The organism is Oligoflexus sp. (genome assembly GCF_035638955.1).
Classification (GTDB): Bacteria; Bdellovibrionota_B; Oligoflexia; order Oligoflexales; family Oligoflexaceae; genus Oligoflexus.
On record NZ_DASQYZ010000102.1, the window covers coordinates 1 to 14,415 of the forward strand.

Here is a 14,415-nt window from a genome sequence, read left to right on the forward strand (position 1 = left end):
CCTGTGGAGTGCGAGGTAAAGGAATTGCCTGCCTCAAAATCGGCAATTGCATTTCTAAAATTATCGATGTTGAGCCCATGAAATTCCACGGCATCTGGTTCAGGACGTGTATAGCCTTGTTCATTCACCAGGAATTCAAAGGTTCTTGGCGAAACTTTCTCAATTAGGCTGCTTGTCCCTTCCACCAATTTGTCCTGTCCGAACCCCTTGACTACCTCCGCGAATCCGGTGAGTGCTGACGCGAACTGTCCTTGGCTCAGATTTTCAAGATCTGCCTTGAGGCCTTTCTTCATGGCAGAATGCGAGTTTAGAAACGCCGCGGGGACATTGATGCCATCGATCAGCTTTACAAAGTGCTCTTTTGCGTTTTTAAGTTCAGCCGGACTAAGTCTGTGCTCTACTAAATCTCGCTCAATGAGGGCCGACAAAGTTGCGATGTGCGTATGCGGGTGTTGATCCATGGAAATTGAAATATGGCGGGTATTTATTGGCTTGGCGGGCAAGCTCGGTGCAGTCCCAGATGATCCTGTCCCTGGTTTATCGCAATTTCCAGCAACTATATCTACGGTTCGACAAGGTATAGGGCCAAGCCTATCCAATATGGTGCCGGCTGACATTGCAGAGGTTGCGTAAATAAGGGACAATGAAGTTAGAAACTTTTTCAAAGTGTACCTTTCTTTTCTGATTTTCCTGTCATCCAGGTTATTCCTGAGAATTTACAGATCCAGCAAATCCAAATATATTGCAGGGACGCAACCCATAAAAGCCTTACACAGTAAGGGTTCAATGTCATAGAATCGATATGGCAGTATAGGCAAGCAAAAGTTGAGCGCGGTAAAGTTTGTCCATGCGTGACTTACTCCCTCCCGTTCAGAGTTTGCAAACGCAGCAAAGCCAAATTCTTTCACCGCTTCAAGTCCCTTCGATAGTCTTCAGCAGATAAGCCTTAAGCTCGGCTTCCGTATTGTCAAATTTAAGGTAAGCTGAGTCCGGCGTGATGCGGATGTTCATCCCAGAGTCCGATCCCGGGACTCTCGAGCTGCCTCCGGTCTCCACACCAGTGCCCCCTTTGGTCCCGCAAGCTGATTCCAAGCCGACGCCAGCGCCAATGTCCGCATTGCTGGAGTCAGGGATTTCCTGTCAGACGCTGGTTACAGGCCAAATGATTATCGAAACCAAAAGGAAATTTCAAGGTGAAGACCACCCCTAAGAGCGTTGAGCCTCAAACAAACGTTCTCGTTTAAACCCATGATCTATTCACTGTGTTTTTTTGCGTGGCGAGCTATCTGAAATCATCACTGTGCAATAAGCGATATTAAATGCCTGATGTACTTTGGATCCGAATTCTGGGTTTTCGTCAGCCTGCGCGCTTCATATCCCGATCAGACTTTTTCAAGGCCGTCTAGGTTACAGGGCCCCGGAAAGAATGCTTAAGAATTGATCCAGGCGCTGTGTGAGTGGGCTTCATTGGATTGTGATGCCGTTGAAATTCGGGCTGGAGGGCAGAGCCAGTGTTTAATTCATTCGCTTTTTCGCAGAAAGTTCATTTTCTGGCCGCAGCAGTGCCGTAAGAGACGGCGCTCCTGTTTATGAATCGTTATCTCTTTGACTTCAGATTTTTGAGAAGAGGTATCCGAGGTCAGTGTCTTTGCCATAAAGGCAGGAACGGATGGTTTTTGCGATCTGCAACCGGCCTTTTCCTATTTTCATGACATCGAACAGCCGCACATATCGCGTCAAATCTATCGGAAAGTCTGAGAATGGATGGATTCAGTTCAATCTTTAGTCTTGCTCCATCACAGAAATCAATCTGCTGCTGGATCTGAAACTCTAGAGCTTTCATGTGAGAATCGCGGGTTTGCGTTGGATTAGTTGAGTTTTGTCAGCCACTTCCTGCGCAGCTTTTCCCTAATCCCCGATTCGTGATGCTAGTCACCTGAGCAAAAATCCAGGCTCTTTCCGCGGCCGGTTGGATCCCATCAGAGCTTTCGAAAACGCCGCGGTGAGCTCCGATTCAGTCAGATGATCAAAGATATTGACACCTCCTGTCACGGACCTTGGCGCCCCATTTGCGCAACTCGCCGCTCCGCCGGTTGGCACAAATTCTGGCTGCGTGGTTTCACCAGAATGCGGAGCTGAAAGCATGGATGCACAGCCACCACTTTCAGAATCAAGCTGCTGCTTCCGCGCCCCGGTGTGAGAGTTTGGCCCGCCCGAAGATAAATACCAAGGCTGGGGCTCGAACCCAGCCTTTCAAGCTTACCTAAAGATCAAACAAAAAGGTTTCCAGATCGGTGCGTTCATTGGCATTAAGAGCTTTATAGGCCGCGACCGAGGACGAGGCTTCGCCGCCGTGCCACAGGATGGCTTCGATAATGGTGTCCGCACGACCATCATGCAGCCACTGCACGCGGTTGCGATCGGCAGCCCGATGCGCGTCGTGCCACCTCAAGGCTGTATTGCCAGGAGGAAAATCCGCGCGGTGCGAGTCGGTCGCATGGCGTTTGTTTTTTAAACCCCAGAGCGGTGCGGTTCGCCACATTCGCCCAATGGATCCAGGCTGGCCATCGGCGAGATCCGGACCCATGTCATGCAGCAGAAGATCCGTAAAAGGTTGAATCGGCTGATGAGCAAGTTCAGAAAAACGGCTCGGCCCTGTTTTTAAAGCCTTCACATGACAGCTGCTGCAATTCAAACGATCAAAGATCTGCTCACCGCGCTGGACAGCAGGATCCAGGGGCCTCATGCGCGGGGGCACACCCAGAAGCGCGATGTAGGATTCCATATCCGTCAAGGCCTGATCTGGCAGCCAGGCTTTCCCGTTCTGACAAGGACTGGCACAATCCAATGTGCGACGTGAGGCGCTGAGCACTCCCATATCGCTACGCAGAGCTTCTGCAATCTGATCGATCAGGCTCACCTTATCCGCCTTCCAACCGAACCGGCCCACCTGACCGTTGAAGGTACGCAGCGTGCCTTTATTTTTTGCGGCCAGATCACGCAGCGTCGTTTCAGGAATGGCCTCCAGCAAACCCAGGCCCATCATGGCCAAAGGTCGGCGCGGCGAAAGGCTTGGCTCGGTATCAGCGAGGCTGCTTTCCAAGCGAAACCGTGGCTTCTTGAGGATGACCTCGGTGCCATCATTCAGTCGAATGACGCGTGTTTCCCTGCCATCCAGCACAAGCGTTCCCTCCCGATCCGGTCCTGCTGTTTGCAGCTGCTGACCGATGCGGGCATGAGGGTTGCCGGAATTTTTGTCAAACGTCTTCACAACAGTATGATGAATCGCCTCATGATCGCCAGGCAGGAGCATGCTTCCATTGTTCATGTGGCAACTGCTGCAGCTTCGTACATTATAAGCGCTCGCTGCATAGCCGGCCCGCCGCTGTCGTTCGTCTTCAAAAAAGGGCGAGGGCTTATCATCGGAGTCGTCCAGCAGATGCTGACCGTCGACCATATCCGTGTGAAACCAGGTGCGTCCGGTCATAAAACTTTGTGAATGTTCGGGTCGAATATTCCAGGCCTGTTGCTGCAGAGCTTTCCATGGCTCAACCCTGACGGTGGGAATGGTCGTGGCCCCGCCTGCATAGCGAAGGGAGGAAGGCACGGCATCCGTCCGATCCGGATCATCGATCAGGAGTCCTGGTGAACCGATTTGGATGCGAAAGAATTCGGAATAGTAGGCCGAGATATTATGGACGTTGGCTTGCTTTTGCTTCTGCCAGGAATCAAAACCTTCGTTCATGAAGAACCGAAACTCAAACGTCAGCACCTTGCCGACCTGGAGCTGATTCCTATACGCTGCAAAATCCTCAGGCCGGATCTCGGCACTGAAGACCTTATGATCCCCGACATGATTCATGCGAAAATTCAACGCGAATTTACTGCGCTCATTTTCGTTCCCACCATTCGGACTGCCGATATAAACCGCGGAAAAATCAGGGCCACGAGTCGGAATGTAATCCTGGGGCCACTCGGTGAAAAAGGTGAAGCGGATGCGATTGTCCCCATCGGGAGTCATATCTTCGACTTTGAAATGCGCCTGACGCCCTTCCCAATAGAAGGGGTTGTACTTGGAAAAATCCATATCATTTTCATGACGACGACGCGGCCGAATCGATCCCTCGGTCTGGGCTTTGGCATGGGCATAACAATCCCATAGTGCCAACAGCACAAGACCTCCCCAGTAAAAACGTTTCATCAATTTTCCCCCCAATAATTTTCTGCCTGGTTCCGATCCTTACACGCGATCGGGAAAGAGTTCCCGAACCGCTATCTTGGGACGACGATCCTTGGTAAAGAGTCCCCAATGTTTTTCGGGTTCCGCTGGATCAGGCCCGCCTTTCCAATCCTCATCAAAGGCCTCAAAGAAAAACACTGGCACGCCCTGGCTCTGACTCCAGGCGCTCATCTCTTTGAAATATTGCTGCTGCGCGATTTCATTGGCAAAGGCAACAGGAATTCCGACGCCGTTGGTTCCCGTGGTCCAGCCTGTTTCCCCAATGGCTATGGGTTTGTGGGGATGCCGCTGGCGCACGCTTTCGTAATTCTGCTGCGCATAACTCAGCGCGACGTCGATGCCCTTGTTTTCCCAGATGGGATAGGTATGGATGGTGATGAAATCCAAAAGCTCCACCAGCTCTTCATGCCCGTTCTGCCAGGGCACATAGTTGTCGGCCACCGTCACCGCTGTGGTCACGGATCCCTTGATTCGCTTCACATAAGCAATCACCGACGCCGCTGGGACGAGGTGATCGGTCCACTCGACCAGAATTTCATTGCCGACACTGATCGCGCTCACCAGCGACGGATAGGTTTTGGTCAGCTGAATGGCTTGATCCACTTCAGCACTGTTTTCCTGGCGATTTTTGATTAATTCGGCCTCCGGATAGATGCCGCCCCAGGGACAGCCCGGGTTGCTGACCTCAGCCTGGAGCCAGGCGCCAAGCATCACCCGCAGTGGCAGCTTTTCGCGAGCGATCACTTCCAGAACGGTGGCGCTTTGAGGTCCGCTGCCATAGAGACGAATGACATTCCAATGCCGACTGAGCAGAGCAAGGTCTTCCCGAATCTGCTCCGCACTGGGTTCGGCTTTGCCCGGACCCTGACCCGTGCGGTATCCGGAGTACGAAATGGCCCGAACAGGATCGAAGCGGGACGGACCCAGCAGTGTTTTCTGCAGGGAAAATGAGGGAGCTGGTAGCGAGGAAGGTGTAGCCACCGGCGGATCCATCGGTGTTGTCGTCGATTTCGATGATGAGCCTGTACAGCTGATGGCAAGGAGCGACCCAAGGCAGAGCAGAAGCCCGCGTAATCGGTTTTGCATATTTTCTCCACAATATCTTGAATTCATGATTGTACTTATAACAAACAAAATGGTGACCACAGCAAGCAGTTTTCAGCACATAGGTGGCTTACCTTTTTTGAATAGGCCCCAGGATGTCACTTATGAGTTTCGAATTTTGAATGCACACTTATGAGGCATCGCGCAGTAAAACGCCACGTGGTTAGGCTTTTCAGAGCAAAGCTTCTGAATGTCCGCCCGATTCGGGGATTTAGTTCTTAAACAGAACTTGATTTGTAAAGATGAGGGTATTAGTAGTGAGTTCAAACAAAATCGTCTGACGACGGAAAAAGCCTGGAGTGACCCGTCATGGAGCTTCTGCGCCTCTGTAATATCACAAAAACCTATCGCTCGAGCGGAATCCTGCGGCGGCGACCAGATGTTCATGCCCTGCGGGATGTCTCGCTGCATGTGAACCGCAGTGAAATCGTGGGACTGGTGGGGGCATCCGGCTGTGGCAAGAGCACGCTCGGCCGCATCATTCTGCGTTTGGAGCGAGCGGATGGCGGCAAACTGTGGTTGAACGAGCGCGAAATGTTCCACGCGGAGCCGCGGCGGGCCTCCTTTGCGTATCGTTCCCTGGTGCAGATGATCTTTCAGGATCCCTTTGCGTCCCTCAATCCGGCTCATAGTGTTGCGTATCATCTGGAGCGTCCCCTCCTGCGACACGGGCTGGCGACCCAGGGGGAATTTAAGAAACGGGTTCATGACCTTCTTCATATGGTGGGCCTCACTCCCGTAGAACGCATGGCCCAAGCCTATCCCTATGTGCTTTCCGGCGGGCAACGGCAAAGAGTGGCCATTGCCCGGGCCCTGGCCGTTAACCCCAGGTTGATCGTTGCGGATGAGCCGACGTCGATGCTCGATGTCTCCATTCGCATGGACATATTAAATCTTCTCGCACGTCTGCGTCGCGAGCAGGAGCTGGGTCTCCTTCTCATAACCCATGATTTGGCCAGCGCCCGATATCTCACCGATCGGCTGATTGTGTTGAATCAAGGTGTCATCGTTGAAAGCGGACCTACGGAAAGCGTGATTAACGGACCCAAGGATCCTTATACCGCGCTGCTCCTGGATGCCATACGAAACCCAAGGCTGGAAAGAAGACCATCATGAATCAGCAAGCGTTTCCGCAGGATTTTTTGTTTGGGGCGGCGACCTCATCGTTTCAGATCGAGGGAGCCACCGATGTCGATGGCCGCTCACCCTCGATCTGGGATCAATTTTGTCAGGAAGAGGGCCGAATTGCCGATGGCAGTGATGGACGGCGCGCCTGCGAACACTATCTGCGCTTTCGTGATGATGTGGCCCTTATGCATAAGCTAGGGTTGGAGGCCTATCGTTTCTCGATCGCATGGCCACGTGTGATGCCGATGGGCGTGGGCGCGATCAATGAAAAGGGTTTGGCTTTCTATGATCAGTTGATCGATGAGCTTTTGAGCCGGAATATTCAACCCTGGATCACGCTTTATCATTGGGATTTGCCAGCCTGTCTCGGCGATCAGGGCGGCTGGCTCAACCGCGATATCACGCAGCATTTCGCGGAGTATGCCCAAAAAATGGTGGCGCGCCTGGGGGATCGGGTCAAGAACTGGATCACGCACAATGAACCCTGGTGCGTGGCATCCCTCGGCTATCGGCAAGGTGAACATGCCCCAGGTTTGAAGGATCCTCGGTCCGGCTGGATCGCGGCGCATCACGTTCTCCTGTCGCATGGGCTGGGTATGAAGGCCATGCAAAGTGAGCGGCAGGATTTAAACATCGGCATTACCTTGAACCTGACTCCGGCCTTTGCGGCCTCGGATTCCAAAGCGGATCGTGAAGCCACAAGGCGCTTCGATGGAAGTTTCAATCGCTGGTACCTTGATCCCATCTTCAAAGGCTGTTTGCCTGTCGATATGGTGCCTGAAGTGGAAGAGGAATGCGGCGGAGCCCTGGATTTTATCCACAATGGTGACCTGGCGCTCATCCAGCAGAAACTGGATTTCCTCGGCATCAATTATTATTCGCGGGCCATCATCCGTGGGGATGAACAGAGTGAAGGGCAAACGTCTCGCACGTTGCATGCGGATCCTGCTGATATCACGGATATGGATTGGGAGGTCTCACCCGATGGTTTGCGTGAACTGCTGCTTCGACTTCAGCGCGACTACGCGCCCGAAGCGCTCTATATCACTGAAAACGGTGCAGCCTATGATGATTCGCCGGATGCCCAGGGGCGGATCCACGATGCGCGCCGGGTTCGCTATTTGGAGAAACATGCCCGGGCCATGCAGGAGGCCTTAAAACAGGGTGTGAAGCTGAAGGGATATTTCCTATGGTCCCTGTTCGATAATTTTGAATGGGCTTATGGCTATAAGAAGCGATTCGGTATGGTCTGGGTCGACTATGAAACACAGACCCGTCTGCCCAAGGACAGCGCGCTCTGGTATCGGGATCTGATTCAACAAAGGATCATCCCATGAGACTTTTTCTTTTTCTTTTTCTTTGCTCTCTGCTTTGGACGACAGACCTTTGTGCCGCAACGCCGCGCTTTACGATCAAACAGGATGAACGCGGCGCCCGACTCCAGCGCGATGGTCAGGATTTTTTGATCAAAGGCGTCAACTGGGGCGCGATCCCCGTGGGCGAAAATTATGCCTATGATCTTTGGTCCAGGTCTGATGCTGATATCCGTGCGGTGCTCGATGTGGAAATGCCGCTCTTGAAAAATATGGGCGTGAATGCAATTCGGCAGTTTGCCATGATCCCGCCGCGCTGGGTCGCTTACATTTATGAAACCTATGGCATCCACACGGTGATGAATCACCTGATGGGACGGTATGGCTTTACGGTGGATGGTGTCGCGCAGTCTCCGGTGGATTATTCCCAGCCCAAGGTGCGCGACGCTATTAAAAAAGATGTTTTGGACATGGTGCAACGTTACAAGGATACCCCTGGGATCCTGTTCTGGATGCTGGGTAATGAAAATAACTATGGCCTGAGCTGGACTTCAAGTGAAATCGAAAACCTGCCGCAGGGGGAGCGGGACGCAGCCAAGGCTCGGCATCTCTATACCTTGTTCGGTGACATCGCGACCGCGATGAAGGCTGCTGATCAGCAGCACCTGGTCTCAATCTGTAACGGTGACCTGCAGTATCTGGAGCTGATTGCCAAGGAAGCCCCCTCGATTGATCTGCTGGGAACCAACGTATACCGGGGTAAAAACGCGACCGACCTTTTCACGCGGGTCAAGGCTGTGCTCGGCAAGCCCGTGTTTTTCAGTGAATTCGGTGCCGATGCTTTCAATGCCAGGACCGGTCGTGAGGATGGCGTATCCCAAGCCGAACTCTTGAAGAGCCAGTGGCTTGATCTCTATCAAAATACCTATGGTCAAGGTCAGGCCGGAAACGCAGTCGGCGGTTTTATTTTCCAATGGTCGGATGAATGGTGGAAATACAAGCAAACGGAAAACCTGGCCATTCATGATCAAACTGCCTCCTGGTCCAATAAAGGCTATGCCTTTGACTTCCAGGAAGGGTCGGACAACATGAACGAAGAATGGTTCGGCATCATGGCGAAAAGCAAGAATGATGCGCGCGGCCGTTATCAGCTCACGCCACGTCCGGCGTATTTTGTCATGCGCGATATCTTTGCCATGAACCCTTATGATGGGGAACGCAGCAGCTGGGAAAACCGGATCAGCAATCTGCAGCCGCGTGCCTATGAGCCTGATTCCGAAGCTCTGCGTTCCGCCGGACGGCTGGCTGACCTGGAGAAATTCTTTCTCAAAAGCGCCAACATCCATCTGGAATCAGTGCAGAGTTCCGGCCGCAATACCAACAAAACCACGCGAGAGGGCTGGTCGTCCGACGATCATATGGAATCAGCCACTCTCGAATGGGGTTTCCGTCCGGACCCGCGTCTTGAGGCCAGCGCTGCCATTCACGTGCTGGGGCATGTGGCAGAAAACAAGATGGATGAAATCTTCTACGAAAACCGGGGCCGTCCCATCCGGGTGAAAGGGGAGGACGGCAAGGTCGTGACTCTCGCCGATCAGGAACGGGTGAAACTTCATCGCGCGCAGTTTGAATGGAATGAAAACCTCTTTAAACTGGAAGGATTTTATCGGGCTCCGCACGGTCACTGGGCCGATGAGGGTGACTTCTTCGGTCTCTATCAAGAGACTTATGATATGGTCGGTATCGATCGCTACAACTCGGATGCGCCGAACGGTATGGTGTTCACGGGAAAATCGATGCTGGCCGGTCTCAAGGTGGCGTTTGGCCCGCAGATCTATTGGGGCGCCAAGCCCATGGCTATTGTGAAATATAGCGGCCAGCTGATGGATCTGAATTACACCCTTATGCATCAGCAGGCCTTTGCCGCGCAAAAGACGGTGGCCACCAGCAGCATGACCGATCCGGGTGGACGTGCGGCGCGCACCAGTTTGAGTTTTAAAACCGGCTTCTTTGGTTTCGGCAGTGAGTGGGGTCTTTTGCAATCGGGGCGCGAACGGATCGGGGACCTTTATGTTCGCACGGAAGAATCGGACAGCGAAGGTTACAATGGTTCCGATTATAAAGTGACGGAAAACGGTAAAATCAAAACCCTCGATACTCTGGCCGGAAAATTCCGCCTCATTCAGGGCACGGGCCGACTGCCTTGGTATATTCAAGGGGCCTATCGTGGTCTGGTTGCCAACGGCGGCTACGAAGTGCCATTACAATTACCAAGTGGTCCTTGAAACCCTCGGAGCGCGGCAACCAGTATAACGCGGCAGCTGGATTTTCGCTCGGCTCGGGAAGTTTCAGCGTCGCGCCGCAAATCGTTTATCAAAAACCTTTGGTTGGTCCCATTCCGCAGGATCCACTCCTCAATACGGACCAGTTTGATCCAGCGACCGGCACCTATACTCCAGGTCTGCGGCCGCGGAATCTATTGAACGATACGTTTGCAGTGCTGGATAACCGGGAAATGATAGGAGCTGAACTGCTCTTCGTCTTTGATCCAACACCGGATAACTGGTTTTTTGCATGGGATAATGATGATCGCGAATCGGCGCCCTTGGCTGTCAGTCTCGATCTGGTCTATCGACGCTTTCCCACCCGCCGTGACAGTAACCTCGGGGTTCTGGCTGATGGCAGCGTGTTCGCTTTCGCTTCGTCGCCACCTCCCGCCAATCTTTGGGACGCCGTGTTCCGTACCGTGCAGGTCGTTTCCCCTGAGCTGCGGATGATTCATCAGGTTTATGGCGGCACGGGACAGGCCAATGGCGATAGCCCGCGCCTGATCAAACGCTATGGCCTCGGCAGCACCCTTCGCTGGCAGCGCCTTCAGGCTCAGCTTATGGCCAAATGGAATGACTGGGGCCCCTATGATTATTATCGTGACTATAATTTGACCTTTCCCTTTCAAGGCCAGGTGGCGTTGGCTTATGGTCTGGAGACTTTCCGGGTCGATCGCTATATCAGTCAGGTGGGTCTTCGTTATCAGATGCGAACCCTGGATGAGAATTCCCCCCGGTTTCCTTATGCTCCCGGTTCAGGTAAACATGGCAACGAGCAGGAGTGGACAAGTTATGTTGACATCAATATTTAAACGACTGTGCCTGATGGCCTTAATTTTGAGCAGCTGCGGGGGACCCCAGGGTGATGGCGAGACGCTGGCACCGCTGGCCTTGGAAAATCTTTCGCTGCCGGAGCTGAACAATGGCGCCGGGATTTACCCGAGCCAGGCAGTGCTTGAAGACAGCCAGAATCCCTTCACGCGTGCCGCTGTGAGTCCCGCCAACCGTTGGAATATAACGGGCTGGGCTATGGAGGCGGGCGCTCCTGCCACGCGGCTGTCCGCCATGTTTTATGCGTGGGCCACGGAACTGGCCATAGCTCGCAGTGGCGAGAGTCAATTTCAAACGGCCATCGCGCTGCGAACTTTGTCCGCGCATGAAACATTGAGCGAGGACCAGCGCACCCTTTATCGCAATGCAGCGATTCAGGCCTATCAGTCGATGCTCGACAATTTTAAAGATAGCGTCGGCTATACAGCTGAAGGATACTCGTACCGGCTCGTGCCGCTGGCGTTTTACGCGATTCGTGATCTGGGCGGAACTCCCCAGGGACGCTGGGTCGAAACCGTCGACCCCTACGGCAATAAAATCGTCGTGGAAATCTGAAACAAAGGATCAAGGGAATGGAAACAGTCGACTCCTCTCATATGCGAACCATGAACAGCACCACGCTTCTGCGCATGATCTGGCAGGAGCAGGAAATTTCACGGGCGGATATCTCGCGTATGACAGGCATGAGTCGTTCCTCGGTTTCGGCCATTGTCGCCGAACTTTTGGAGCGGGATTTGGTCAGCGAGCAGGGTGTCAGGCATTCCAGCAGCGGGCGCCGCCCGACCATGCTGTCGTTTCATAGCAATGCCTACTCCATCATTGGTGTGGACATGGGTGCCACACACGTGGCGTTTGCGCTGATGAATCTCAAGGGTATGATTCGTGAGTCGCGATTCCGTCTATGCCCCGTGCAATCGGAACCTCAGCAAACGATGCAGCTGATCATCGATACCATTCAATCGATGAAGGATGCCGCCGATCATGATAACTGCCCGGTGATTGGGATAGGTCTTGGTCTGCCCTGTCCTGTGCATCCTGATGAGCAGCAGTCGCCGATTCATGAAGGCATTCTACCCGCCTGGGTAGGTTTGAATCCTCGGAGTCTGTTGCGCGAGCGCTTTGGTTTGCCTGTCCTGTTTGATAATGATGCCAACCTGGGGGCTCTTGCTGAATTGTGGTGGGCCAAGGAACCCGAGCGCAATAATCTGGCCTTTATCAAGCTGGGCACGGGTGTGGGTGCGGGTCTGATTTTGAACGGACGCATTCATCGAGGGCGTTTTGGTTTGGCCGGTGAACTGGGCCATATGCTGGTGCATCTGCAACCGAATTCAGGCATGCAGAATCTGAATGATGTTTTGGGCAGCGTCAGCCTTATGAAACGCGCTCATGAATTGGGCCGGCAGCATCCGCAGAGTCTTCTTTCCGGCTGCAATTTGACTTTACAGCGTTGGCTTGAAGCTGCCTTGGATAAGGATCCCGTCGCGGAGCAGCTGTTCAATGAAGTCATTTTTACCCTGGGTTCCACCGTGGCCAGTCTTCTGGTGATGCTGGATCTGGACGCCATAGTCTTGAGCGGCAACCTGAGCGCAGCGGGTGACATGGTCCTGCACAGGATCCGTGATGTCGTGCGCCAGCACTTGATCTGGAAGGACCTCCACACCATTCCTTTGCGCTGGAGTCAGCTCGGCGAACACCACATTGCCTTGGGCGCTGCGACCATGATTCTCGAAAAGGCCATGAATGACCTCTCATGGTTTCCTTTGAAAACCATCATTAAGCCCGACTGGGATCGGGAAGGGGATGTGAGTCATGCGAGCCCGCATTAGCGTCGTCTGCAGTTTGCTCGGGCTTCTGCTGGCCTGCGTTCCTAAGGCCCGGCAGGAGTCACGACAGGTTCTGAGCATTTCGGTGGAAAAGCAAACGTCCTTCATACGCAATTTTAATCCGCTCCTCACCTCGGGCAGTGCCCGCGAATTTTCAGTGGGCGCCATCTACGAACCGCTGCTTATCTATAATCGCATGACCGGTGAGCTGCTGCCCTGGCTGGCGACAAGCTATAAATGGGAAGGCGAGGATTTCCGAAAACTCCGCCTCACCCTGCGTCCCGGTGTGCAATGGTCCGACGGTCGTGACATGACCGCCGCGGATGTGGTCTTCACCTTTCAATTGCTCAAAAAGTTTCCAGCCCTGGATGCCGGTGGTGTGTGGAGTTTTTTATCGCAGGTGGAAAGTCAGGGGACTCATGACGTTGTTTTTACCATGCAAAGGACCTATACCCCGGGTCTTGCCGTGCTCGCCAATCAGGTGATTGTTCCCGAGCATATTTGGAGTGCCGTCAAAGATCCCGTGCAATTTGCCAATCCCGAGCCGGTGGGCACGGGGCCTTTCACCCGCGTCACGCTCTTTGAAGATCAGGTTTTTGAACTCGGACGTAATCCCAATTACTGGCAGCCCGGCAAACCATCCATTGAAGGGCTACGTTTTCCTGCCTTTGCCAGCAATGATCAGGCGAATCTGGCTTTGATTCAAGGTGATGTTGATCTGGCTGCCAATTTCATTCCGGCCGTCGATCGCATCTTTGTGAAAAAGGATCCGGCGCATCACCATTACTGGTTTCCGCTCGTCGGGCCCATGATTTTCCTTTATCTGAATACGCAAAAGGAACCATTTCAAAGTCCCATCATGCGCAAGGCCCTGAGTATGGCCATCGATCGCCAGCGTATAGCCGATGTGGCCCTTTATCGATACACCGAACCTCCTCATGCCTCGGGCCTTACCGATGCCTATCGACGTTGGCGCAAACAGCCTTCGGCTGAGCAATCGCACTGGACCGGTTTTCATCCCGAGGAAGCCATGTCCCTTCTGGAGCGGGAGGGATGGTCTCGACAACGCGATGGGAAACGTCGTAACGCTGAGGGCAAGGTCCTGAGTCTCGAAATCACTGTTGTGAATGGTTGGTCCGATTGGGTTCGCGCGGCGCAGATTATTGCGAGTCAGCTCGAGGCTGTCGGCGTGGATGCCAAGGTCAAGGCCAAGGATTTCGGATCCTGGTTTGAAGGCCTGCAGAAAGGCCAGTTTGAAGGGTCCATCAGCTGGTCGGGAGAAAGCAGTGATCCTTATGGTTTCTACCGCTGGATTATGGACGAGACCACGGTCAAGCCCTTGGATGAACTGACACCAGGCAACTGGCATCGATTTGCTGATGCGCGTGCGACAGCATTGATGCGGGAATGGGAGCGAACGGTGGATGTGAAACGCCAGGAGGAAATTTCGGCGAGCCTTCAGGATATTTTTATGCAAGAAGCGCCCGCCATTCCCCTCTTCCCCGCTCCAGCCTGGGGTACCTTCAATAGCACTTATTTTGAAGGCTTTCCGCACGCGGGGAATCCTTATGCCACGCTTTCGCCCAATTACCGTCCCGAGATTCTTTTGGTGTTGAATGCGATCAAGCCCAGGCAGAAAGGGTTGTAAA

The 14,415-nt window shown here is 53.5% G+C and carries 10 protein-coding genes; 7 read left to right on the plus strand and 3 right to left on the minus strand.

The genetic code is table 11. The annotated features are described in order from the left end of the window. The 3 genes from VE954_RS09740 to VE954_RS09750 form a co-directional block, all read right to left on the minus strand. The coding region (locus VE954_RS09740) for a hypothetical protein (RefSeq protein ID WP_324952127.1) at positions 1 to 665 on the minus strand (665 nt) is incomplete at its 3' end. A 1,598-nt stretch (positions 666 to 2,263) separates the two neighbouring features. Further along, positions 2,264 to 4,201, minus strand: coding sequence for a di-heme oxidoredictase family protein (locus VE954_RS09745; RefSeq protein ID WP_324952129.1), 1,938 nt, complete (start codon positions 4,199 to 4,201; stop codon positions 2,264 to 2,266). Between the two features lie 39 nt (positions 4,202 to 4,240). Then, positions 4,241 to 5,326, minus strand: a complete 1,086-nt coding sequence (locus tag VE954_RS09750) for a glycosyl hydrolase family 17 protein (RefSeq protein ID WP_324952130.1) — start codon at positions 5,324 to 5,326, stop codon at positions 4,241 to 4,243. 327 nt (positions 5,327 to 5,653) lie between these two features. On the opposite strand from VE954_RS09750, the gene VE954_RS09755 reads away from it, so the two are divergent. Genes VE954_RS09755 through VE954_RS09785 form a run of 7 tightly spaced genes read left to right on the plus strand, consistent with a single transcriptional unit; the run spans position 5,654 to position 14,414 of the window. Beyond that, positions 5,654 to 6,460 (plus strand): ABC transporter ATP-binding protein, encoded by an 807-nt coding sequence (locus tag VE954_RS09755; protein WP_324952133.1) that lies wholly within the window; start codon positions 5,654 to 5,656, stop codon positions 6,458 to 6,460. Beyond that, positions 6,457 to 7,809 (plus strand): GH1 family beta-glucosidase, encoded by a 1,353-nt coding sequence (locus VE954_RS09760; RefSeq protein ID WP_324952135.1) that lies wholly within the window; start codon positions 6,457 to 6,459, stop codon positions 7,807 to 7,809. Before VE954_RS09755 ends, VE954_RS09760 begins: the two co-directional genes overlap by 4 nt. Then, positions 7,806 to 10,070 (plus strand): glycoside hydrolase family 2 TIM barrel-domain containing protein, encoded by a 2,265-nt coding sequence (locus VE954_RS09765; RefSeq protein WP_324952137.1) that lies wholly within the window; start codon positions 7,806 to 7,808, stop codon positions 10,068 to 10,070. Before VE954_RS09760 ends, VE954_RS09765 begins: the two co-directional genes overlap by 4 nt. Further along, positions 10,067 to 10,924: a hypothetical protein gene (locus tag VE954_RS09770; RefSeq protein ID WP_324952139.1), complete on the plus strand. Its 858-nt coding sequence runs from the start codon at positions 10,067 to 10,069 to the stop codon at positions 10,922 to 10,924. Before VE954_RS09765 ends, VE954_RS09770 begins: the two co-directional genes overlap by 4 nt. After that, positions 10,905 to 11,498 (plus strand): hypothetical protein, encoded by a 594-nt coding sequence (locus tag VE954_RS09775; protein ID WP_324952141.1) that lies wholly within the window; start codon positions 10,905 to 10,907, stop codon positions 11,496 to 11,498. Before VE954_RS09770 ends, VE954_RS09775 begins: the two co-directional genes overlap by 20 nt. Positions 11,499 to 11,515: 17 nt before the next feature. Beyond that, a complete protein-coding gene (locus tag VE954_RS09780) occupies positions 11,516 to 12,769 on the plus strand; it encodes an ROK family transcriptional regulator (protein WP_324952143.1) in 1,254 nt (417 codons plus the stop codon). After that, positions 12,753 to 14,414 (plus strand): ABC transporter substrate-binding protein, encoded by a 1,662-nt coding sequence (locus tag VE954_RS09785; protein ID WP_324952145.1) that lies wholly within the window; start codon positions 12,753 to 12,755, stop codon positions 14,412 to 14,414. Before VE954_RS09780 ends, VE954_RS09785 begins: the two co-directional genes overlap by 17 nt. Position 14,415 lies beyond the last annotated feature (1 nt).

Coding starts and splice junctions, on each gene's coding strand:
- VE954_RS09745 (WP_324952129.1), bottom strand. CDS start 4,201: ATGAAACGTTTTTACTGGGGAGGTCTTGTGCTGTTGGCACTATGGGAT.
- VE954_RS09750 (WP_324952130.1), bottom strand. CDS start 5,326: ATGCAAAACCGATTACGCGGGCTTCTGCTCTGCCTTGGGTCGCTCCTT.
- VE954_RS09755 (WP_324952133.1), top strand. CDS start 5,654: ATGGAGCTTCTGCGCCTCTGTAATATCACAAAAACCTATCGCTCGAGC.
- VE954_RS09760 (WP_324952135.1), top strand. CDS start 6,457: ATGAATCAGCAAGCGTTTCCGCAGGATTTTTTGTTTGGGGCGGCGACC.
- VE954_RS09765 (WP_324952137.1), top strand. CDS start 7,806: ATGAGACTTTTTCTTTTTCTTTTTCTTTGCTCTCTGCTTTGGACGACA.
- VE954_RS09775 (WP_324952141.1), top strand. CDS start 10,905: ATGTTGACATCAATATTTAAACGACTGTGCCTGATGGCCTTAATTTTG.
- VE954_RS09780 (WP_324952143.1), top strand. CDS start 11,516: ATGGAAACAGTCGACTCCTCTCATATGCGAACCATGAACAGCACCACG.
- VE954_RS09785 (WP_324952145.1), top strand. CDS start 12,753: ATGCGAGCCCGCATTAGCGTCGTCTGCAGTTTGCTCGGGCTTCTGCTG.